This is a genomic window from Sphingomonas sp. Leaf30, from assembly GCF_001422525.1.
GTDB lineage: Bacteria > Pseudomonadota > Alphaproteobacteria > Sphingomonadales > Sphingomonadaceae > Sphingomonas > Sphingomonas aerolata.
Genome location: NZ_LMKZ01000002.1, coordinates 12,776 through 35,478 on the forward strand (window position 1 = coordinate 12,776; position 22,703 = coordinate 35,478).

General features: G+C 56.1%; 14 protein-coding genes and 2 pseudogenes. 10 read left to right on the forward strand and 6 right to left on the reverse strand.

Annotation, left to right across the window (positions count from 1 at the left end; all coding sequences use genetic code 11):
• Positions 1–360 precede the first annotated feature (360 nt).
• Positions 361–1,743, forward strand: a complete 1,383-nt coding sequence (locus ASE89_RS19635; protein WP_082451312.1) for a serine hydrolase domain-containing protein — start codon at positions 361–363, stop codon at positions 1,741–1,743.
• An 886-nt stretch (positions 1,744–2,629) separates the two neighbouring features.
• Here ASE89_RS19635 and ASE89_RS07010 read toward each other — a convergent pair.
• On the reverse strand, positions 2,630–2,962 hold the full coding sequence (locus tag ASE89_RS07010) for a hypothetical protein (RefSeq protein WP_056675533.1): 333 nt from the start codon (positions 2,960–2,962) through the stop codon (positions 2,630–2,632).
• Positions 2,963–3,760: 798 nt separating this feature from the next.
• Here ASE89_RS07010 and ASE89_RS20215 point away from each other — a divergent pair.
• Positions 3,761–4,462 carry a hypothetical protein gene (locus tag ASE89_RS20215; protein ID WP_156363334.1) on the forward strand — a complete coding sequence of 234 codons (702 nt, stop codon included), beginning with the start codon at positions 3,761–3,763 and terminating at the stop codon, positions 4,460–4,462.
• A 544-nt stretch (positions 4,463–5,006) separates the two neighbouring features.
• Here ASE89_RS20215 and ASE89_RS20220 read toward each other — a convergent pair.
• Both ASE89_RS20220 and ASE89_RS20225 read right to left on the reverse strand, forming a co-directional pair.
• Positions 5,007–5,363 (reverse strand): hypothetical protein, encoded by a 357-nt coding sequence (locus ASE89_RS20220; RefSeq protein WP_156363335.1) that lies wholly within the window; start codon positions 5,361–5,363, stop codon positions 5,007–5,009.
• 897 nt (positions 5,364–6,260) lie between these two features.
• The gene (locus ASE89_RS20225) at positions 6,261–6,722 is read right to left on the reverse strand and encodes a hypothetical protein (protein WP_156363336.1); all 462 of its coding nucleotides are present in this window, start codon (positions 6,720–6,722) and stop codon (positions 6,261–6,263) included.
• A gap of 232 nt (positions 6,723–6,954) precedes the next feature.
• On the opposite strand from ASE89_RS20225, the gene ASE89_RS20230 reads away from it, so the two are divergent.
• The 3 genes and pseudogenes from ASE89_RS20230 (at position 6,955) to ASE89_RS07030 (ending at position 12,289) form a co-directional block, all read left to right on the forward strand.
• Positions 6,955–7,380, forward strand: coding sequence for a hypothetical protein (locus ASE89_RS20230; protein WP_156363337.1), 426 nt, complete (start codon positions 6,955–6,957; stop codon positions 7,378–7,380).
• Positions 7,381–8,287: 907 nt separating this feature from the next.
• Positions 8,288–9,045 (forward strand): annotated as a pseudogene (locus ASE89_RS19640) (IS5 family transposase).
• A 178-nt stretch (positions 9,046–9,223) separates the two neighbouring features.
• The gene (locus tag ASE89_RS07030; protein ID WP_056675542.1) at positions 9,224–12,289 is read left to right on the forward strand and encodes a TonB-dependent receptor plug domain-containing protein; all 3,066 of its coding nucleotides are present in this window, start codon (positions 9,224–9,226) and stop codon (positions 12,287–12,289) included.
• Positions 12,290–12,818: 529 nt separating this feature from the next.
• Here ASE89_RS07030 and ASE89_RS19645 read toward each other — a convergent pair.
• The 3 genes and pseudogenes from ASE89_RS19645 to ASE89_RS07045 form a co-directional block, all read right to left on the reverse strand.
• Positions 12,819–13,585: pseudogene (locus tag ASE89_RS19645) on the reverse strand (IS5 family transposase).
• Positions 13,586–13,768: 183 nt separating this feature from the next.
• Positions 13,769–14,524, reverse strand: coding sequence for a response regulator transcription factor (locus tag ASE89_RS19650; RefSeq protein WP_082451313.1), 756 nt, complete (start codon positions 14,522–14,524; stop codon positions 13,769–13,771).
• Between the two features lie 567 nt (positions 14,525–15,091).
• Positions 15,092–18,316, reverse strand: coding sequence for a TonB-dependent receptor domain-containing protein (locus ASE89_RS07045; RefSeq protein WP_056675547.1), 3,225 nt, complete (start codon positions 18,314–18,316; stop codon positions 15,092–15,094).
• Positions 18,317–18,415: 99 nt separating this feature from the next.
• Here ASE89_RS07045 and ASE89_RS20235 point away from each other — a divergent pair, with 99 nt between their 5' ends.
• The 5 genes from ASE89_RS20235 (at position 18,416) to ASE89_RS07065 (ending at position 22,672) form a co-directional block, all read left to right on the forward strand.
• Complete coding sequence (locus ASE89_RS20235; RefSeq protein ID WP_156363338.1) at positions 18,416–18,829, forward strand: hypothetical protein; 414 nt, start codon at positions 18,416–18,418, stop codon at positions 18,827–18,829.
• 154 nt (positions 18,830–18,983) lie between these two features.
• On the forward strand, positions 18,984–20,504 hold the full coding sequence (locus tag ASE89_RS07055; protein ID WP_168427587.1) for a M16 family metallopeptidase: 1,521 nt from the start codon (positions 18,984–18,986) through the stop codon (positions 20,502–20,504).
• 50 nt (positions 20,505–20,554) lie between these two features.
• Positions 20,555–20,878 carry a hypothetical protein gene (locus tag ASE89_RS20240; RefSeq protein WP_156363339.1) on the forward strand — a complete coding sequence of 108 codons (324 nt, stop codon included), beginning with the start codon at positions 20,555–20,557 and terminating at the stop codon, positions 20,876–20,878.
• A 282-nt stretch (positions 20,879–21,160) separates the two neighbouring features.
• The gene (locus tag ASE89_RS20245; protein WP_156363340.1) at positions 21,161–22,036 is read left to right on the forward strand and encodes a hypothetical protein; all 876 of its coding nucleotides are present in this window, start codon (positions 21,161–21,163) and stop codon (positions 22,034–22,036) included.
• 63 nt (positions 22,037–22,099) lie between these two features.
• Positions 22,100–22,672 carry a hypothetical protein gene (locus tag ASE89_RS07065; protein ID WP_056675557.1) on the forward strand — a complete coding sequence of 191 codons (573 nt, stop codon included), beginning with the start codon at positions 22,100–22,102 and terminating at the stop codon, positions 22,670–22,672.
• Positions 22,673–22,703: the final 31 nt, after the last annotated feature.

The following is a 22,703-nucleotide window of genomic DNA, read 5'->3' on the forward strand; positions in this document are numbered from 1 at the left end:
TCTTTCGCCCAAACCCGGTCGTTCAGTCTGTACGCGCAAGATCCTGAAACCTGACGTTCGAGCCATAATCAGATTCCCGTTTTCCATGTCCGGCAGGCAATTTCGGCAAACCCAATTGGGAACAGATTTTGAGAAAGCGGCTCGTTCGGCGACGACGAAACCATTGCCGCACCACGCCTTTCCCGCTGGACCTTCCCAATCGGGAAAGTTCAAAGTCGGACCGGCAGCCTGTATGCCGTGAGGCCAAAACCCGGATGGCAATAATCGAGAAAGATTGCCCGCTTCCGTTCATTCAAGCGGCAACCTGCCATATCGTTTCGAAGTGATATTGAATAAAAGATTGGATGAGAGGGTGCCCTGATGTTTAGCTGGCCTGTAATTTTCTCGTTTTCTGTTGGGCTTGTCGCTCTTGCTACGGCACCGTGTAGCGGTCAGTCCCTCTCACACGATCAAATCAATGCTATTGATACCGCAGCTACCAGGGCACTCGCCGACAGCGGGGTGCCGGCCGCTTCGATTGCTATCGTTCGGGACGGGAAGCTTGTTTACTCCAAGGCATATGGCTTCCAACGCGAAGGCCAGCCGGCCCGCACGGATGCTCGCTACTCGATAGGCTCAGTCTCCAAGCAATTTACCGCGTCTGCGATCTTAATCCTCGCTGACGAAGGCAAACTGTCTCTGGACGATAGGGTGTCCAAATACCTACCCGACCTTACGAGAGCTAATGATGTAACGATTCGGCAGTTGCTCGATCACACAGCCGGATATCGAGACTACTGGCCGCAGGATTATGCATTTACGGAAATGAAAAGGGCAACAACCCCCGATGAAATACTAAATCGTTGGGCAAGATTGCCGCTCGACTTCGAGCCCGGTACGCGATGGCAATACTCTAACACTGGCTACGTCGCGGCGGGTCGGATTGTCGAAATAGTATCTGGGCGATCGCTCGCAAGCTATTTGCAAACTCACGTTTTCGCCCGTCTCGGCCTAAGGCCAGTTGAAATCGACTCCGGACTAAACGACGCTGATCCGCAAGGGTTTACCCGAGATGCACTTGGTCCAATCCGTGCCGCCCAACCGGTCGCAGCTAATTGGTCTTTCGCGGCAGGCCAGTTCGCAATGACTGCGGCCGACTTAGCGCGCTGGGATATATCTGTAATTAATCGCAGCCTGATGTCGGACGTAGCCTACAAGGCGCAGGAACGTGAAACCGTTTTGTCGAATGGGGTTGGCACAAACTACGGCCTCGGTGTCACCGTGGCGTACACAAACGGGCATCGTGTCATTGCGCATGGGGGAGGTCTTGTCGGGTTCCTTACCGAGAACAGGATCTATCCTGACGATCACGCCGCGATCGTCGTCGCAGACAATGCCGATTTCGGCAACGCGCAAATATCCATCGCAGATGCAATTGAGCAGCAATTGTTTGCCAACAGCAGCGGTGTTGATCGAGCCCGCGTGATTTACAATATGGTGCGATCCGGGACGCTCGACCGTAGCATTTTCACATTGAATGGAAACTCCTACTTTTCACCTGAAATGACTTTGAAATACTATTCAAGTCTCGCACCGCTTGGTGAGCCTAAAAGCGTGATACAGGTACAATCCGACATTCGCGGTGGGTTCACAAGTGAGCAATTCTTATTTGATCTCGATAGTCGAAAGCTTGGAGTTTCGCTGCGGGCAGAACCCGGCCCAAAGGGGAAAGTTGAAGAGTTTATCGTGACTCCGATAAATTAGAGGCACTAACCATTCTGGCTTCCCGCTGGACAGTTAGCTTGTGGGTTGCCGACCATTCCCATTTCTCGATCCTTTTTGAGAAAGGCCGCAGCATCAGGCGACGTCCGCTAACGCCATCTGCTTCCCAATAGCGGACGGTCCGCAATCCACCACATTCAGCCATTGCGACGCTGATCGCGCCGAATGACCGAAAGCGCCCACTTGCAGACATTCGAATGGGTAAATACGCTATCGGACCGTCAATGATGGAGCGTACAAGAATGAGCCGTAAGCTAGTGGATTTGGGAAACGCATTTTTGGTTGTATGCGGGGTTTTCACAGCACTCACTTGCGGTGGCCGCATAGCCCACGTCGCGGGCATGTGGTTCGGCTCACACTAACTGCCAGCGTCCGCTTTCCTCTCCATCCAAGCAACTGCACTTACCCCCAATTGCGGAAGTTTGATTGATTACTAGGGTCAGTGCCATGTTGCCGCTACTTACCGCTCTGCTTTTCAGCGGCTTCGTCGGGTTTTGGCTCGCGTCTCTGACAGTTGCGCGACTGCGACGCTCGCTGCTTACTCTGTGGGCGCTCACTCCACCGGCCCTCTTCCTTGGTAAAGCCGTAGCCGAGAGTGGCAGCGGCTTGGTGCTGGTGTCGATTCCGTGGGCAATACTGGTCTTGATTGGTTGGGGAGGCACAGCGCTGCTGGGCTACTTCGCGGCTAGACCTGGACGGCGGTCCTACAAAGACGGTTAGGAAGCCGTTCTCATGATTGCGCGATCAACGTCCGCTTACCACCAGGTCGCGACATTCGCTGTCGGCAAAGCGGACCCCATGAGCGGACAGGCGGGAAGCGCCCACAAGCCGACATTCAGGCTACCTAGAGCCGAACGACAATTAAGCCTTACGCCTCCAGGAGATCCATAGCCTGGCTATGGTACTCGTTCATTCGATCAAATGCGTCTTCGGATAGCGAAATTACATCACCGTCCACATCGATCATATTCTCAGCGGAAAGGTGTTTGATCCAACGTGAGCCGGTCGCAGTATTCTTCGATGTAAGATTGATGATGTTATCAACATGCATTGGTTGCTTGCGAAGGGAAGCGATGTACATGTGGAGCATCATATCCCAAGCATATTCATCAAAAATGTCGGCGGGAAAATGGCCGTACCGCAATGCGCGGAGGGCCACTTGAGTTTTTGCCATGTCAAGTGCACTGTCAAACTTTGCCATGCGTTATCCGATAACAACGAGGCAATGGTCACCGCGTATCGATTATGATAGCACGATTACTCCGCTGCCACCCAGGTCATTGTCGAGAAGCCGAAATGAACGACGTATCGCACGCGGTAAGCCTACACGACCTCATACAAGCTGCATTGGCCAAGGCCGACGCGGAAAATAATTCGCTTATTGCGGCCTTGCTTTCTGAGTGTGTGGACATCGTGGACCAACAATCCCGGCGCGGATTGACGCTAACGAAACGAAAGCCCAACGCGTGACGCAGGCGACCCGCGATACGTCCGTTAACGCCCAAAATCAGACGCTGTGGCGGGTAAGCTTCGTTTCTCAAAACAGCCATTCATTCACCAAGATGGCTCCCGATTGTCATTCTCCAAAGGCAGTTTTGAAAAGGTGACGGGGCCTATCTCAGGAGAACGGGTAAATTTGACTGCTGCTGACAGCTTCGAACCGCACCGGCGCTCGTTTAATCCTCCATCGTGAGACAGCCTAGCGCGAGACAGGGAGCAACTTACGTTCGCGGATGCGGGACGATCGATGCTACAAACACCGCTCAGAACGCCTCAAACTTGATAGGTAAGCAATTGCGTCCTATCGTGGCACGCGAGTTATAAGCGCCGTGGTTGGGATGGTATCAAAGTGCTGATGCTCCTGCCAGTTGCCCTACTGATGTTCCAAGGCACGCCAGAACCATTGACGCAGCGGCCGTCAGTCATGGCTATCGAACCTCCGCCGGCGCCGGGATCTGCAGATAGAGAGATCATCGTAAACGCGACTAGGAGGCCCCGAGTGGCGGGCATGGTCAAGCGGATGACCGGTGATAGCGATGCGCAAATTCCACGCTGGAATACGTCGATTTGCGTTACTGTCCGCGGCGTCCTGCCGGACAAGGCGCAATATATCGCTGAAACGGTTGCAGCTAATGCGCGAACGGTCGGTGTACCGATAGAAGGCAAATCATGTCCGTCGAATGTCGAAATTATAATCTCAGATCAGGCGGATGCACTGGTAAGACGCTTTCTGCGTCGTCAGCCAAATATGTTTCGGAACGTGGCCAAGTACGGTCTCGCTCGCTCGCGGAACCGGGCCGAACTGACGGATCCTCGTCCGGTCCGATGGACTATGGGCAGAGCTACTGAAAAGCGCTTGGATGCGGCATCGCGGCTTTCCCAACCTTCGCGAGAGGATAAAAAGCAAATACTTGTGATCATCGATTTGCCCCGGTGCGGCGATGTCACGTGGGAGCAGCTGAGCTCCTACGTCTCAATGGTCGTGCTTGCCAATCCTGAGCACAGTGTCAGCAGAGACATTGGATCAATCATGTCGCTGTTTGACGCTACCACTCGTGATAAGCCCAATAACCTCACAGATTCAGATCGTCTTTTGCTAAAGGCCCTATATGCGACCGAGGAGCAAGTCTCGGCGGCGTCGCAGCGATACGCCATGACGGATTACATTGTGCGGGAGCAGAATAGGCGTCGATCGAGATGACCATTGCGGTATGGCTTATGGAACCGCGATAAAGTGGTCAGCCTCACTTGCCCCGATATCTATACATTGACTTCAATCTACTCGACGTTAGCTTTGCTCTTTACACGGCCAGCTTTAGTTCCGAGTAACCTCGGTTGCTGGCTGGAACGTTCAACTTGGTGGCAGCGCCAGCTACGAGGTATTCAAGCATGAGCTACCATACGGATCGTCGAAGCCGAACACGAGCCATTGCTATGTACCTGACCCTTCTTTTGATCGGCGCAACGCTGGGACTTCTTGTCAGGTGCGGCGTGATTACAGATCACGTACTTTGGTAGAATGGCCGAATGGCACTTGAAGGGGCGCCGTCCGCCATAATGGGCCATTCGGTCCGGAGGCGGCGCGAACGTGGATAACGCCCAATTTCGGCCATTCCGCTTACGCCAAAACACAGACGCGCAAGCCGCAACCTTGATGGTAGCTTACATGGCTATAGGTTAGAAATGCGCCGACCGATGCGGGTCAAGGGCGGACTCGCTCACATCTGCTGCGGATCATCAGGGTCTCACCTATCGATCCTGAATAGAAGGTCGACAGCAGGGCTGAAGCAGAGCACTACGGCAAGAACCACCACGAACGTCAAAAGGAGGTTGGTCGTAAATGCGCCAGCCGAAGGGTGAACCAGCCTCCTCAAAATCCCGCAGACCAGCCATATTGGTGCGGCGAATAATGAAGCGATCAATAGCACCCACCCCAGACTGGCCAGAATATGAGTTTCAGCACAGCCGATTGAGGGATCGCACGTACCCAACAGGCTGCCCAGCAGTACAATACCGCCGATGCCAGACGCAAGAAGCCCGACCGCAAGACAACCAAACGGCCAAGCCTTTCGTAGGTGGGGAAAGAGTGGATCTTTGCTCATGCTGCGATCTTAGTAACAATCAGAAGCTCTTTGAAGTAGCGGCTTCTGAATCTGCTACACTACTGCAGGACGCGGACCGTCCGCTCTCCACCACGTCGCGACATTCCTTGGCGGATAAGCAGACCCCAAAACCGGTCCGGCGGGAAGGGCCCAGTTGTTGCCACTTGACGGGTCGTGCAGCATACCCAGGACCGGTCATCCGTTCATAGGCGCTATGATAGTGCTGACGGATAGAGGAATATCGGTATGCCACTGCTCTGGCTTATAGGCCTTCAGGCTGCGGCAACCTGGAATCCTCCCGCTCAGGCAGCATGGGCAGGGGAAAAGCCCCCTATCGAGGTCCGCTTGCATGCGGCTACCTTGTCCATGCGCGGGGATGCGGCCATCGAAGTCGACCTTATCGCAAAGGACAATACCTTTGCCGTATCGCCGTTTCTGCAACCCACACGGGGCATTGCGTTTGAAGTCATCTCGGAAGATGGGCAACCGGTCGCGCCTGCTAAGCCAATGGCAGGCTCACCGCCCCCGCCTCCTCTTAAGATAGAGGAGCTGATCGCCATATCAGTAACATCGCCTTACCGCGTCCTCACTCACGAAAGCGCAAGAACGATCTTCCCAGGAGCAGGCCGATACAAAGTGAGAGCCCGGGTATTCCTCTTCAACTTCCCGTCCAAGCCAGTCCGCTATGCCCAAATAGTATCGGATACGATCACGGTGAACGTCACAAGGTAGAACACAACCGTGCCGCTCGCGACGGCGGCTTTTGCTAGAGGGCGTCTGAAAAGCCACCGGCCTGCTGTCCACCAATCCCCGCCTTTTCGCTTCCGCTCATAATCGGTCATCCCGGATGCGCGTCGGCTTGCCCGCAATCTACCGATTGTTCAGCTACTGATACGCTTAAGAGACGAAGAGCATGCGGATCCCACCCTTGCGCTGCCATCCCTTTGATGTGCGAATATAGCGAGCCTCTAATTCTCCACCGCAGAGGCCAGTGCACGAATAGGCGAAATGAACGACGGCGCTTTTAACGTCGCTACTAATCTGTGGAATTCCGACAGAGTAGATGAAGGCTTCTCGGATGTGTTGGCCGGGAATAGGCGCGTGCACCGCCGCTCGCGATCGCGCATCGTCGTCTGCAATGGGATACCCTTGGGGGATTTCATCTTTAAGCCTAGGGCAAATCGTCAGAAGATCGGGGCGACTTGGGTCAGGAGCGACGTAGTAGGAATCAAATCCTTTGTTGTGGTTGATGCTTGGCAGATCGCGCAGGGCGATGCTTCCAATTTCGCAGACGACTGTTAGCTGTGCCGAGCTTGGAGAGGCGGCTGTCATCATGAGGCCGACCACTAAAGCAATCATCTGCTGTCTCCCGGCTACATCGTCGAGGCAAACTCACGGCGGCAATCGTAGCCCGTCAACGTCTGCCTTGATCGAACCTCGCCTAAAAGTAGTCGGGCCGCAATCCACCAACTCCGGCCATTTCAGAGCCGATCGTGTCACATGACCGCTTACGCCCAAACCTAGTCGTTCCCCTAGGGCTATCCCTCACCTGAAACCTGCCATAGGTTCATCTTCGAAGGCAGGGATCGAGATGCACTACCCCCTCATGGACATCACGGATCGTATCTCGGAGCCGCCGACTTGGTGGCTCGACGGTATCCCGCGGTACTGTGAATACGCTCCAGATAAAGCGACCTTTGCCCGCACAAATATGTTGGTGCGGGTATGCTGCCAACAGTGCCGCCGCGCATTCGACGTTGCCATCGGCACACAAGCCATTTTGCTACCGAACGTTGTGGAACCCGTCTTAGGCTATCCATTCGATAGCAAGACTGGTGAGACCATCAGCGAAGCACACGATGATCCGCCATTTCATCTTCGAGATGACGGCTTCAATTGCCCCGGAAACCCGATGATTGCGGAATGGATCGCTATCCTGCAAGTTTGGGAAAGGTCTGGGGGGGAGTCAATCCGCCGGCCCGATCTTGAAGGCCCTTCGCCCGATAGTTTGGGCTGACGCAACGGCAATGTCGCATCTTCTCCGCTCTAAAGCAGACGGACCGGAATTCACCAGATTGCGACGTTTCGGCCGCGACGAACGCGAACGACGAGCCCGAAAGCCGACCGTCCGCTTTCAGGCACGGAAGCGGACGGTCGGGAAACGCCCAAAAGCGGACGAACGATTGCGGTCTAGGTCTCGGTTGGTTAGCTTCACCAAGCCTGATCTGAGGAAGCGTTGCGAATGCTCACCGTCTTTACCGTTTGTGCAAACGTCCTAATTTACGGATTTCTGGGCTGGGCCATCGTGGGCTGGTTGGGCCACCGAGGCCATGCTCGTATAGCCGGACTCTTTCTCGCTCTCGGTTTCGCACTTGGAAGTTTTGGAGGACATGCGCCTAAGGAACCCGAGAACGTTCTCCAACTCCGCGCGCTTGGTTCAGTTGTGGGGTTGGGCGCCCTGTCAGCATTGATGTTCTACCGGCGTCGCCGCACCGCCCGATAGCGTCTGCCGAACGGCTGCTCACCTCCCCTTCGCGACGTTGGCGACCAGCAAAGCAGACCCCAAAGCCGGATGCACCCGAAGCTCCCAAAGTAGGTCATTCCAGACCGATCTTTCAAACCCAAAACCTGCCACTGTGCTCATGCAAAGTCATAAGTTTTGCTCCAGCACTTTGCCCCATGATGCAAACCCGCAAAGTTTTGCATAAATCTGTGATATTCAATGCCGTGCGGATCGTTTTAGCTAGCGGCCCATCCGCCCCCCGGCCGCTGTCTCTGCCATTCTTCTTCTTTCCGCCAGCAGCCTGCCAGTCCCTGCCAGTTTTTAGCATACATGACACTCGTAGGTATTGGCTCGCCGTCTAGGCTCAGGACCCATTGATGTGAGCGTCGCGATCTGATTCAGGCTCCGCGAGGAGACCGGGATAAGTGATCTGTTTTGGCTGACGGACGAGCAGATCGAACGGCTGCGGCAGTTCTTTCCAAAGAGCCATGGCAATCCTCGTGTGGATGACCGGCGGGTTCTGAGCGGCATCGTCTTCGTCAACCGCAATGGGCTGCGCTGGCGAGATGCGCCCAGCGCCTACGATCCTCACAAGACGCTGTATAACCGGTGGAAGCGCTGGGGCGAGCGAGGCGTGTTCACGCGCATGATGGAGGGGCTAGCTGCGGGCGATGCCGAGCCCAAGACCGTGATGGTCGACGCGACCTACCTGAAGGCGCATCGCACGGCATCGAGCCTGCGGGTTAAAAAGGGGATTTCGGCCGCCTGATCGGTCGGACCAAAGGCGGCATGAACACCAAGTTCCATGCCGTTGCTGATGCGAACGGCCGCCCCTTGAGCTTCTTCATGACAGCCGGCCAAGTCAGCGACTACACCGGCGCGGCAGCGCTGCTGGACGACCTGCCCAAGGCACAATGGCTGCTCGGCGACCGCAGCTATGATGCTGATTAGTTCCGCGACGCTCTTCAGGCCAAGGGCATCCAGCCCTGCATTCCGGGCCGGCGATCACGCAACGAGCCCATCAAGTATGACAAGCGTAGCTACCGGCGTCGCAGACGCATCGAGATCATGTTCGGCCGCCTCAAGGACTGGAGGCGTGTTGCCACCCGCTACGAACGCTGCCCCACGGCCTTCTTCTCTGCCGTCGCTCTCGCTGCCACCGTTATCTTTTGGCGGTGATCAACGAGTCCTGACCCTAGGACGCATCGCGGTGCCCGCTCCGTGGGTGATCACCGCGTGTGTCTAAAACGCAACATAAATGCGAAGATTCATGTAAGGAAATTGTAATCGGCTTGCATATCATCGGGCTATGCGCCTCATTGGTCGCCTACAGCAAAAATGCTGAAACGGGGACACAATGCAAATCACTCGCCTTCTCAGCGCGACGGCGCTGGCCACGTCTTTCGTTCTGTTGCCGGTAGCGGCTGTTGCGCAGACCAACGGTACAACCGCGGACAGCCAGGCAACTGACCAAACCAACGTCCGTCCGGACGCAACCCAGGTTCCTGGGGATGCAGTCAATCCTTCTTCGCCGTCCGCTGCTGACGCTGAAAGTGCCACAACGGGCGAAATTACGGTCACCGGCTCGCGCATCCGCCGCGACGAATTCTCAACGGCCGAGCCGATCACGGTCATCGGCAAGGACGAAGTCACTCAAGCCGGCTTCAACAGCGTTACCGATGCGCTGCAGAGCAACGCAATTACGCAAGGCACTTCGCAGATCAACAATGCTTATGGCGGCTTTGTCACGGATGGCGGCACCGGTGCGAACACCATTGGCCTTCGCGGCCTCGGTGCCAATCGTACGCTCGTCCTTCTAAACGGCCGCCGTTTGGCTCCAGGTGGATCGCGTGGCTCGCTACTGTCGCCCGATCTCAACGTGCTGCCTACCGCCATCCTAGATCGGATCGAGGTGCTCAAGGCAGGCGCATCGTCAGTCTACGGTTCCGATGCGGTCGCAGGCGTGATCAACATCATCACGGATCAGAAGCTGCGCGGGCTCCGGCTCGACGCTCAGGCCAATCTCCCCGAAGTTGGTGCCGGCCTTGATCGACGCGTTTCCGGCGTTTTCGGCTTTGATGCCGATCGACTGAGCGTCGTTGGCTCGCTCGAATATCGGAAACGCAATCAGCTGTCGGTCAACGACAGCAACTTCTTTAAGTGCCCGATCGGCGGATTTTTGGACGGCGAAGGAAGCGCTTTCGGTTCTGGCGATAATTTCGCACCGACCGATCCCCGCGCCTGCTTCACGCTCGATAACGGCGGCACGACGATCAACACCCTCGGCTTGCCGACGCGCACCGCTATCGGCCGCACCAGCGGTGTAGCTGGACGATTCAATCGCTTTGTGCCGGCACCGGGGGTCACGACGGGACCTTTCCCTGGCTATCTTGGCGTAGGTACCTATGACCGCGATACCTTTGATCCCATCTCACAGAACGAACCGCTGATCACCGGTGTAAAGACTTACACCGGCTATCTGAGCAGCACATACAAAACGGAGATCCTTGGTCACGCTGAGATCTATGGTGAACTGCTGGCCACCCGCCGCAAATCGTCTTCTCCTCTCTATCGTCAGCTGTCACTTGACTACCTTCAGGGTAGCCCGCTGCTCCCCGTCGATATTCGCAATGGCCTGTTTGCTGCCCCGACGGTTACGTCCAGCGGCCAAAACATCGCCGCTCGTGCTTTCATCAGCTATGGTTTGACCTCTTCGGATCAACAGGTTGATTACGTTCGCGCGTCAGGTGGCGTGCGCGGTGACTTCTTTTTCAATAAGTGGCGCTACGATGCCTATGTAGGCAAGTCTTGGAACGACGCATCGTACTCGGCGGAGTCGTTCCTGAGCGATCGTCTGGCGAATTCGCTTAACGTCGTTGCAAATGCCAATGGCACCTTTAGCTGCGCCAGCGCAGCATCAAACCCGGCCTGTGTGGCGGCACCAGCTCTCAGTGCGGCGGTGATCGGTGGCCAGCTGCCACAGGAGTTCCGCAATTACATCGTTGCGAATACGATCGGTAATACGAAGTTCCGTGAAACCACCTTCGCCTTCAACATCGACGGCCCTCTTTTCGAGCTCCCCGGCGGCAACGCTCAGCTCGCACTTGGTGCCGAATACCGCAAGCAGAGCATTAACGACCAGCCAGACCCGAATTCGGTCTCAGGTAATCTGTTCGGTCTGACAGCGGCTACGCCAACGGTAGGCAAGGACAACGTCAAGGAGGGCTATGGCGAGCTCTATCTGCCTCTTCTCGCGAACAAGCCGTTCTTCTACCGCCTCAACCTGACAGCCTCTGGTCGCTACACCGATTATGCCTCTTACGGTTCTGACCTGACCTATAAGGCCGCGGCCGAATGGGAGCCAATCCGCGGCCTAGGGTTCCGTGGCAGCTATGGCACCTCCTACCGGGCTCCGGCCCTGGCGGAGCAGTATCTGGGCGCCACCAGCGGCTTCCTTGGCTCCAACAACGATCCCTGTAGCGCGCTTCCGGTTGCAGCCGATCAATCTCCCAACCAGCAGATCCTCGCTCGGAACTGCGCCGCCATTGGATTGCCAGCTGACTTCGAACAGCGCAGCGGCATCACCACCTTCCGCGTCGGCGGAGCGGAAGCGGGTCTGAGTGCAGAAACGTCGAAGAACTGGACCGTCGGTGCTGTTATCAGCCCCCGTCTGTCAGAGGCATTCGGCTCGATCTCGTTCTCGCTCGACTATTTCGACGTAAAGGTCAGCAACGGCGTCTCTGATCTGAGTGCCGCTACCATTCTCGGTCGCTGTTACGGAAACGCCAACTTCGATCCGACGGCGGGTTTCTGTCGTTTCGTGACGCGCGATGCCAATCAGGCACTGAGCGTTACGAGCAGCTTCGTTAATCTTTCCGAAAATATAGCCCGTGGTTTTGAATTCAACGGGCGCTACGCTCATGACCTGTTAGGTGGGCGGTTCATTCTGAACGCTGCAGTCACCAAGTTCACCAATCAGTCGACCCGGCTTTTTCCGGACGAATTTTTGACCGACATGAATGGCACCGTCACGGCGCCGGATTGGTCGGGAAGCTTCGACGCAACGTATACCAACGGTCCGGTGACCGTGCGTTACGGGCTCGACTGGGTGGATGGCGATCATCGTCGTACGTATGAGTATTTCGCCTTCGACAATTTGACTGGCCAAGTTGATTCAGATTTGCTGCAGCAATACAAGGACAGCTACTATCTGGAGGTAAATGACTACTTCCTGCATTCACTGTCAGTGCAGCTTAACGTCGCCAAGCAGTACCAATTCACCTTTGGCGTTCGCAACATGCTCAACACGGCCCCGCCGCGGATTTCTGCGGTCGGCTATTCCGTACAGGGCAACGCGCCGCTTTATTCGGGCTACGACTATGTCGGTCGGACATTGTTTGCCAATGTAAACTTCAAGTTCTAAATAAAACTAAGAGTTGCAGTACTTTAGGAGCCGCAGTTATTTGCGGCTCCTCTTTATGTGAACTAGTCTCAATAGCATTTTGCATGGGCAATAAGCGCTGTCTTATTCATTAGGGTTTTAAGACTAACTTATTGATCGAGGCGCAGCCGATAGCCTCTGTCCCGTACAGTCTCGATTAACTTTTATCCTCCCGCCTCTGCGAGCTTCTTTCTTACTCGCATGACATACAGATCGAGCGTTCGTTCGTTCTGAACCTCGCCCTCCCCACTTTAATCGCAAGTAACCTGCTTCGATCCTCAATTTATCTTGGTTTGTCCAAAAGAGCCGCCAGAATAATATATTCCACGTTGGTCAACGATACTCTCTTTTCAGATGGTGCCCAAAGCTGGCATCTGGCCTTATCGAGCATCCAGTAATTAGCTACCGAGGGATGGGCGGATTTAGAATTTGGCGCTGCTGATGTGGGAGCATGAACGCCGCTAACGATACTATGTCGGCGCATAAAAGCCCTAGGGTCGGGACTCGTTGATCATAGCCAGAAGATCACGGTGGCAGCGAGGGCAACGGCGGAGAGAAAGACGGTGGGGCAGCGATCGTAGCGGGTTGCGACGCGCTGCCAGTCTGTGAGGCGCCCGAACATGATCTCGATGCGGCTACGGTGCCGGTAGCGACGCTTGTTGTATCTGACTGGCTCGTTGCGTGATCGCCGGCCCGGGATGCAGGGCTGGATACCTTTGGCCTGGAGCGCGTCTCTAAGCCAGTCGGCGTCGTAGCCGCGGTCGCCGAGCAGCCATTGCGCTTTGGGCATGTCGTCGAGAAGCGCTGCCGCACCGGTGTAGTCGCTGACTTGGCCACCGTCATGAACAAGCTCAACGGGCGCCCGTTAGCATCGGCGATGGCATGGAGCTTGGTGTTCATGCTCCTTTGGTGCGCCCGATCAGGCGGCCAAAGCCCCCTTTTTAACCCGAAAGCTCGATGCCGTGCGGTGCGGTGCGGTGCGCCTAGAGGTAGGTCGCGTCGATCATCACCGTCTTCGGCTCAGCATCCTCCGCTGCCAAGCCTTCCATCATTCGCATGAACACACCAGCCTTCTCCCCAGCGCTTCAACCGGTTATAGAGCGTCTTGGGTAGGCCGTAGGCGGCTGGCGCATCGCGCCAGCGCAGCACGTTGCGATTAACGAACACGATGCCGCTCAGCACCCGCCGGTCGTCTACCCGAGGCTTGCCGTGGCTCTTGGGAAAGAACGGACGCAACCGCTCCATCTGCTCGTCCGTCAGCCAGAACAGGTCGCTTATTACCAGTCTCCTTACGAACCCTGAATCAGATCGCCGCCCTTTCATTAATGGGTCCTGGCACTAAGAGACTTCCTTAACTTGTAGCATCGCCGTAAATAACATAATAAGCACCACGAGATGTAATATAGCTTTATCATTTTGATTTGAGATAATGCCATCCACTAAGTAAATCCCGCAAAGGCTCTATTTACTGTTTCGCATAGATGTATTTAGCTGATATCCCCTGCCTCGAACAGTCTTAATTAGACTGTGACCGCCATGGTTGTATATCTTTTTGCGAAGCCTACTTATAAATACATCGATAGATCTAATATCGTAATCCTTAGGATTGGCATCTGCACCTATAAGGCCTAAACGATCTTTAATAAGACCAGGATCGGCAAACAGGTTCACTAATATTGAAGACTCTGCTTTGGTTAGGGCTATGGCACAACCTGCTGGCGTTAATAGTTGACATTTGTCTCCATGTAATATCCAGGATTCAAACGAAAATTCTGATGCTAGAACGTTAGTCTTTTCGTCGGAAATTTCAATTTCACTCCGAGCATCACCTTTACGACGGCGGAGTAGCGCGCGAACTCGCGCCTTTATTTCTCGAGGGCTGCACGAAAAGGTAACGCAGTCATCAGCACCCAGCTCTAACGCGAGTACTGTATCTACCTGGTCATCGGTGTCAGACCTTACTAACAGATAGAATGATTCGCTTCTCGAGTATAGAGTTTTAATTAAAGACACATTGTCTGCATCTGGAATGTTTATATCTAGTATAACTAAGTCGTACTTTGCTACCGAAAGGCAGGCATTCAAAGATTGAGCCGTACTTGCCTGTTCCATATCGTAAAGCTGCGGAGATAGTGATGCTATGACGCCTCCATCGTCAGCAGGCGAACCAACTATAATAAGTCTCGGCTTTTGAATATTGCTTTGCCTGAAAGTCATGTCCGGATCAATGCTCGAAAATGTCCATTATCAAACATAGGTATGTCTCTCGCATTAACCGACAGGCGGTTCTAGCTTACGTTTCAAATAGACAAAAGCTAGGCAGCGACGATGGCGGTTTAGCGGTAGCCACCTCGGTAGCGAGGGCGCCCTAGCTAAAATGATGCACTCTCCCAAGCAATGAATCAAACAGCGCTACGCTATGTAAGATTGTCGCAGTTTGGGATCGTCCCGGCTAAGGGCGGAATGACGCCTTAGCTGCGTTCTGAGTTGTCATTCCCAATGACCAGGCTTCGTCTCAAAGAAGGCGGTTCGCATTAGACTAAACATCCTCTGCTTCTGAGAAGGGACAAGGGAGGCGGAAACACTTTGCCACGTTGCTTCAGGCGCTTGTCCTAACTATTTCTCCGCGAAAAAGCGCCGCGCTCATGTTCATTAAGGCGGCGCTAAAGAGGCATAGCTGGCCTGACCGCGATACGGTTCGTCTTTGACGAACATAACGTCGCAATCTCAATTAAAAATCTCTTCGGAAAGGCGGGCCCCCGTATCAGGCGACCCGCCGATCGTTCAGAACTTTGCGCGTGCGGTTACCGCAAAGCGACGGCCGATTGGATCGCCCCCGATCGCGCCCGACGTGGGCTGGCTCGCGGGTAGGACGTAGCCGAAATAGTTCTGCCCCTTGCGATTAGTCAGATTGGTGACCGAAAACGTCAGGCGGAACTGCTGGTCCACGTCAAAATAGACATTGGGGTTGAACAGCACGAAATCATTGAGTTCGTCGACCTCGCGGATGTCAGGCCCGCGCGTCACGCGGGAGAACAGCTGTTCGCCGATGTAGTTGGCCGACATCGTGACGCCGAACCCCTCGCCGATATAGCGGAAGTTAAGCTGCCCCTGGAAGGTTGGATCACCCAATGTTCCGTCGATTCGGACTGGTGCCACGCCTGTGATGTCGTTCACGCGCCGGCGGGTGTAGAAGAACGTGCCGTCGATACCCGCGCGGCCCGGCAGGCCCAATCCGGACAGCGGACGGATATAGTCCATCTGCGCCTGGATGCCGCTGAAGCGGATCCGGTTGCCGTTGATGAAGCCGCTCGTCACGCCAGGGTTGAGCGGATCGTTGATGACCTGCCCGCCGCGATCACCACCATTGGCCGCGGCCCCGCCCTGTCCAGCTGCATAACGCCGGATTTGCGAGCAAAATGCGTTGCCGTTCGCCGGATCAGCAGTGTTGAAGCTGCTGTTGTCGAAGCAGGACTGCGCGATCGTCGCCACCGTGACGCTAGAGATCGGATTGCTGATATTGATGCGGATATAGTCGACCGACAGCGAGAAGCCTGGAATGAAGCGCGGCTGCAACACCACGCCATAGGTGAAGCTGCGCGCCACTTCGTTGTCGAGCAGGGGGTTGCCGCCATTGATGCCCGGAACGGTCGCCGCCGCCGCATCGAGCGGGGTGGCATTCGGGAACGCCGCCAGGAACGCGCCGCAGTTGGCGGCGCGCGTCAGTGGCACCGCGCCTGCGTTGATGTTCGCGGGCGAACAAATATCGGTAACGTTAGTGAAGACGTTGGTCTGAGGCGAGAACAATTCGGTTATCGCCGGTGCTCGGAACGACTTGGTGTAGTTGCCGCGGAAGCTGATGTCTTCCACCGGCGCGTACCGGCCACCCGCCGCCCAAGCGAAGAATCCGCCATTTACCGTATTGTCGACGTAGCGACCGCGGCCAAACACCTCGAGGCTGTTGACGAAGCGAAGTCCGTTCTGCGCGGTGACGAGCGGCACGACCACTTCACCAAACGCCTCATCCACGTTGTACTTGCCGTTGACCGGCAAGATGGCGACCGACCGGCCAAGTCCGGCCTGCTGAAATGCGCTGGGCGTAAAACTGCCCTTCTCCTCACGATGCTCGTAGCCGATGTTGAAGCCGACATCGTTCCCGAACAGGGCGAAGGGGCTGCCGCCGACATTGGCGTTGAAGATATATTGCTCAAGCCGGCTGGTCGTAACGTTCGTGGAAATGACGTAGTCGCGCGCCGCTTGGCTGGCAGCGCCCTCACCGAACAGGTTCAGCGGCACGCAGGCCGCATCGACGGTCGGCGTGCCTCCAGGTGCTGCCTGGAAGGTCGGCGTCGGATTGCAGACGATCTGCCCGGTGGCATTGCGCGTTACGTTCACAGCGTTGATGAAGTTCTGCGCATTGAGGTCCTGACCGGTGTCCGTGATGTCGACCCGGCCGTAATTTCCGCTGACCTCGTAGTTAAACTTGCGGCTTCCAATGCCGAAGTCGCCCTTCACGCCGAACACGCCGCGGTACAGGTTGTTGGTCGAAAAACCGGTTGGATCGGACAGGTCAAGTGAGGCGCGCGACACGCTGAACCGGTTGACACCTAGAGCGCGGAGCTGGGTTGCGGCCTGCTGCGTCAGGAAAGGATTGTCGACGCTGAAAGATGTTGCACCGCTCAGGCCTCCGAACAGGCTGGAGTTGAAGGTCGGCTGCTGGACAAGCTCATCGCCGCGCGAGTGGAAATACGTGCCTTCCGCAAAAAACTTAAGCGCGTCGGATACGTCGAATGCAGCGAAGCCGTTGAAAATGTCGCGCTTCAGCTCGCTGGTCAGCTGGACGAAATCGTTAAAGCGAAACCCGTCGCCGCCGCTTGCCTCCTGTACGCTGAGGAAGCGAACTCCGCGGTTGAACGGAACGAGATTGCCGCTTGGATCGAATTGGAAATTCTGCACGGCCGCACCGACCGCCCCCGTCCCGTTGGCGTTCGCGAACGCCGACGTGATAAGCCCGCCGCGAGTCAGCAGTGGGATGGTGCGATCCACCACCTGCACCGTGCCGGGAAAGCCGTCGGTCGCGGAATCGTTGAAGCCGATTCCGCCATTGAGGCGCCCGTCATTGGTAAAGCTGGTGCCGGCCGGCCGACCAAGCGTCGCCGCTTGAGCGGTCGTGGGGTTGCCCGCGCCGCCAATATTATCGCGGATGAAGCCGCGCGCGTTGCCGAGGATGCCCTTCTGTTCGTCACGCGTATAGGCCAGCGTGATGTTGCCGCGCCCACCCGCGAAGTCAAAGCCACCAGCGATTGCGGCATTGTATCGGAAGCCGTCGCCTTCCTGGGTGACGTTGCTCGTTATCTGTGCCCGAATACCCTTGAGGCGCGTATCGAGTACATAGTTGATCGTGGCCGCGATCGCGTCCGAGCCATAGACCGGGGCCCCGCCGATCGAGACGACGTCGACATTGCTGATAAGCAGCGTCGGAATGACGTTGACGTCGACCTGCGTCCCCTGGCTACCCTGGTTGAAGATGCTGCTGACGTTGGAGGACACATAGCGGCGTCCGTTGACAAGCGTGAGCGTCCGGTTCGATCCGAGACCGAAGGTGTTGATAAAGTTCACGCCCTGCCCAAACGATCCCTGCGCGCCCGCTGGCGTGATACTGCCCCTGATACCCGGAATTTCGTTCAGCGCATCGGCAACGTTCGTGATGCCGCGATCCTGCAGATAGCGCTGGTTTACGGCAATCGTCGGCTCTAGATTTTGAATATTGGGAAGCCGGATGCGTGAACCAGTAACGACGATATCATTGCTGGCGGCCTCGTCGACAGTGACCGGCGAACCATCCGCGTTAACGCCAGTGGGGCTACCCACCTGCGTTCCGGAGCTCTGCTCCAGCGCCGGATCGGCTTGCGTACCCCCGACCGGCACGGCTTGCGCAAGCACCGCCGTGGGCAGGATTGCGGCCACGATTGCGGCGATCGACGCACGACAGAACAAAGCCTTTTGCATTAACGCCCCCTGAATATGACACCTATGTCATATTCAGAAATAATGAGACGTTACAGCTGTTTATAAGCTTGGCTCACGAAACCTGCATGATGTGCCTTTGTGGCAACAGCCATCCCAGTGCAGGCATGCCGCAAAAGCTTGAGACCCTCACTGCGCGACCGTCTCAAACTTCTGAACGACATGCGGATCAGCAACTCGCCTCCAACGACGACCCTGACGATCCCGTATGTGTCGTTGATCGTCGATAACCGAAACAGGAGGCCTGCAGATGAAGCCGTTGATCGATTGTTGCCAGCGTATGCGGCAGGGTTGCGAGATGGCATGAAGATACTCGTCCGAACAGAAGGCGAGCCGGACAACGCACTAGCGCCTTTTGCATTGTTGGTCGAAGACAATGGCAAACACCGTACGATCCGGTATCTCCCGCAGGGACACAAGCAAGTTACGGTTCAGCAGATCCATATAACGAATGCCCAAACTCCCGACGGTCGACGTACGCTCGGCGGTTTGTAAACCACTGAGCGCTTTTCGCGATCGGAAATGACTATCAGCGCTGACACCACGCACATAGTCACGTTTTTGCCTCAAAGGTGGCACATCACCGATCCAGCCGGCTAGAAATACTCGCATGATACGGGAGGCTGGCCTGTCGAGGAGTGGAGCCTACATGCGAAAATTTCGCCAAGCATCGATGTGCTTCATTGCCGCCCCGGTGTTCGTTCTATCTTCATCGGGACTTGCCGCGGATAGGAGGCCTGTTGCGGGCAGCGTCAGTTCAGAGACCGCAGATCGCCCCTCCGCCGATTGGGGTGCCCCGGTAATGGGTCGTCTCGAAAACGGTGTACGATTTGCGATCTTGCCCCGGCAAGGCAATGAACCTGGCGTTGCAGTACTCATGCGAAACGAGGGCGGCTTCATTGCGGAGCATCGTCCAGGCGAACGGGGTCTGGCACATCTGATCGAACACGTTGTGTTCCACAGCCCAACGGTGGGATCGCCGGATGACGTCGATCATTTTACTCGTGCTGGTCTCCAGTTGACACTCCCCGCGCCTCATGTCGCAACGACGAGCTGGCGAGAAAGTAACTATTTCCTGTCGAGTAAGACGAGGCAAAGCGCCGACCTCGACGGGATTTTGAGCTTGCTTCGTGAGGCTGCTTCCGACCTTACGTTCAGGGCCGACGCCGTCGACGGTCAGCGTACCTCAGTCATGCGGGAAATGGCGGACAAGAAACTCGGCAACGAAATTTACGCCGATTACATCGCTGCAATCGCGCCCGGTTCACCAAACGACAGAATTGATGCGCAGAACTCCGACGATGTACCGACCGCGAGCATTGATACCATCCGCGGCCTGTATCGACGCTTGTACCGCCCTGAGAACATGATGATCGTCGTCGTCGGCAATGTGAGGCCGGGTGAGGTGGAGAAGCTGATTGAGAAGCGCTTTGGGGAGTGGAAACCTATCAAACCCGCGCATCGCCAAGAAACGTTCCCTATGTTCCAGCGCAATCTCATCCGTCCGGTCAGCTTCTCCGCGCGTCCTCAAGGACGTCGGACTGCGCTGGTAACAGTAGTAATGTCGACGCCGGTCCCGTCATCTTCGCGCGATCAACAAGCGCGAGCCGAAATCATGGACTTGCTCACCACACGTGCGATCAATGACCGGCTCGCTACCCTCCAGCCTGGCAGTCCGCCGGGTAAGGTCGGCATGTTCATCGAGAATGGCGAGCAAGGTCAGCGCCAGATCATGCTCTGGGACAACTTCGCTGCCGATCAATGGAAACCGGCGGTTACGAGTTTGTGGAAGACGACGTGCGATCTTGCCACCTCAGGATTCACGGCAAAAGAATGGGCTGCGGCTAAACATAACCTTGAGGCCGATCTAAAGCAGCGCACAATTAATATGCCGAAAACCGCGAACGTTGATCTCGCAAAAGATCTCTCTCACGTGCTTGCTGATGGCCGAGACCTGATCCCGCCTGATGAACTTCTTAGCTACGCGAGGATGATTTTTCCACAGATAAGCGCACGTAACGCAAGCAAATGGTGGCGCGAACAGTGGGGTAGCGGCGTCGAACACCTAAGGGTGGAGGATCCTGACTTGGCTAAAGTGAATAATCCCGTATCCGCGATCCGCGCGGCAGCGGTTGAAGCAGTGGGCACCTTTACATGTAAATTGTTATAACCAGCTTGCGTCTTCCAGCGATCGCTACTCAAACGAGGAGAGGTTAAGATATGACTGTAACCTTGATGGTCGCTTTTTTAGCCGCGGCATCTGGTTCGACTATCGTCACTCCAACTCTAGTTAATTTCGATCTTGCGAAGGTTCGGCCGCGTGAACCTACCTGCATAGACAGAGGTCAATCTGACGAGATTATTGTATGCGCTCCTAAAGGCATGGACATTTGGATATCTGATTTAGGCAGATTTGCCGCGCGTCCGATACGCGCCGAGTTCACCGGTCCGCTGAATGCAGAATCGACCGTACATGTCATCCAGCACGGCAGCCCTATTGGCGTAGCGCCTGCCGCAGCCGTCACATTAAAATGGCGTTTTTAACCAGCCTTGGAAAGATCAAAGCTTAAACCGGACATTCTCTGAATTCGATGCCGCTGGGAATGCTTCGGCTGTCTCGATCGCCGTTCCTATTCGTGAGCTAGCGGATGGGCGCCTAAAGGCGGCCATAGAATTCGTTGATGAAGGGTTTCGAGCACGTGGCCACAGGACCCATCGCTAAAAAGTAGAGGCGCATCGCTTAATATGAGAAGAAAATGGGCGGTTCTTGCCACGATCGCGGTAGGCACGCTTGCGCCTACCGTCATGGCAAGCGAGGCGGGGCATGTGATCGACGTACCGCCAAATGGGAAGTTGCAGGTTTCAGTAAACGGCCAAACCATAGACACCTTTTCCGGCTCTGGAATGCCGTCAGTGCTGTCGCTGAGACGCTCCGTCGCCTTAGGCCTGTTTGGTCCCAATGCAGAGCAAGAACGAGCCAAGGCCGCGCGGCGCTTCCAGTTGATATCTGTATCTCGGAATCCGGATAACAAGGTCGGTCCGATTCTGGTCAAAGGCTACACGCAGAACGCTGATCTGACTGTCGGCTCCTATACAAGCAGAGTGGCCACAAGATGGTCTCAGGCAGATGCGTATGATTTTGCGGACGGGCTGGCGGGACCCTATGCGCTGCCGGCACCTGTCGTGCGATATCGTTTGCGGGAGGCGAACGGGGCGGAACGTACAAGCTCAATTCCTCTGCTGCCCGACACTTGGTGGGTCGCTGCAACGTCCAAGATGATCGGGGGTAAGTCGATCAAGTTCGCGTTCGCGCCTCAGTTTGCCACCACCGTTGCCAGCGCTGCTGCCGGAGCCGCCATCAGTGAGGAACTTGACGGAGCCCTTAGTGGTACGCCGCAGCGAGTTATGATCTCGCACGGCGTCGAACGTCCGGCTCGCGTGATGCGATTGAGCCGAACGCTGGATTTAGGGCCGGTCAGCATTGATCGGCTGTTGGTGCGCACCGCTGATTTCGGAAGCGCCAACTCGATACGAGACGAGGAACCTGATCCGTCTGAGATGACCGACGACATTGTCGTCAACGGGAAGCGCAAGCCATCTCGGGCAGCATATATCGTCTATGTTGGTGCCGACGTACTCCGTGGTTGCGCGTCAATCACGTACGACAAGCCCCGGCATCTCATTCATTTGATGTGTAAATGAGGTTGACCGTCCAGCAGCATGTTGGGCGTCCCTAAGCGGATCTACAATAAACAAGGATATGCGATGATCGTAGCAGCGCTTGCTCTTGCCTTACTGTCTCCCGCCGATGGCGCGACCCAGTGCCAATATGATCGATCCGCCACCTTGGCGCTCGATCTTCCCGCGTTCGATCAGGATATGAATGGGGGATGGCGGACGCTCGAAGCAAAAGGCTGTGCCAAGGAAGCTGCCGATCTGATCCGGGTCTGGCGGGAGGCGCATGGAAGCATGGGACCTGCCGATACCCTCCTCTCATGGCATGAGGGCCAGCTACGGGCCGACGTTGGCCAGTATGCTGACGCTATCAGGCTTTTCCAAGCGGGAAGGCATCCCGCAGCAGACGATGCGAAGTGGGGATGGAACCTCTACGTGGACGGAAGCATCGCTTTCCTTCGAGGAGATCGCCGGAAGCTGGAAGCTGCTCGTGCGAAACTCGCAGCTCTGCCCCGCCCGGCTGAGCTTAAGGACGCGGTCGGCTCGGACGGCAAACCAAGGGCTGTTCGCTGGCCGATGAACATTCGCGTTCTCGACGCCTTCCTCAATTGCTGGGGGCAGAGCTACAAGGCCGCATATCGCTGCCCCGTGCCGAACCCCTGATGCAAGAAGGGGCACTTGCGGAGACACCCGC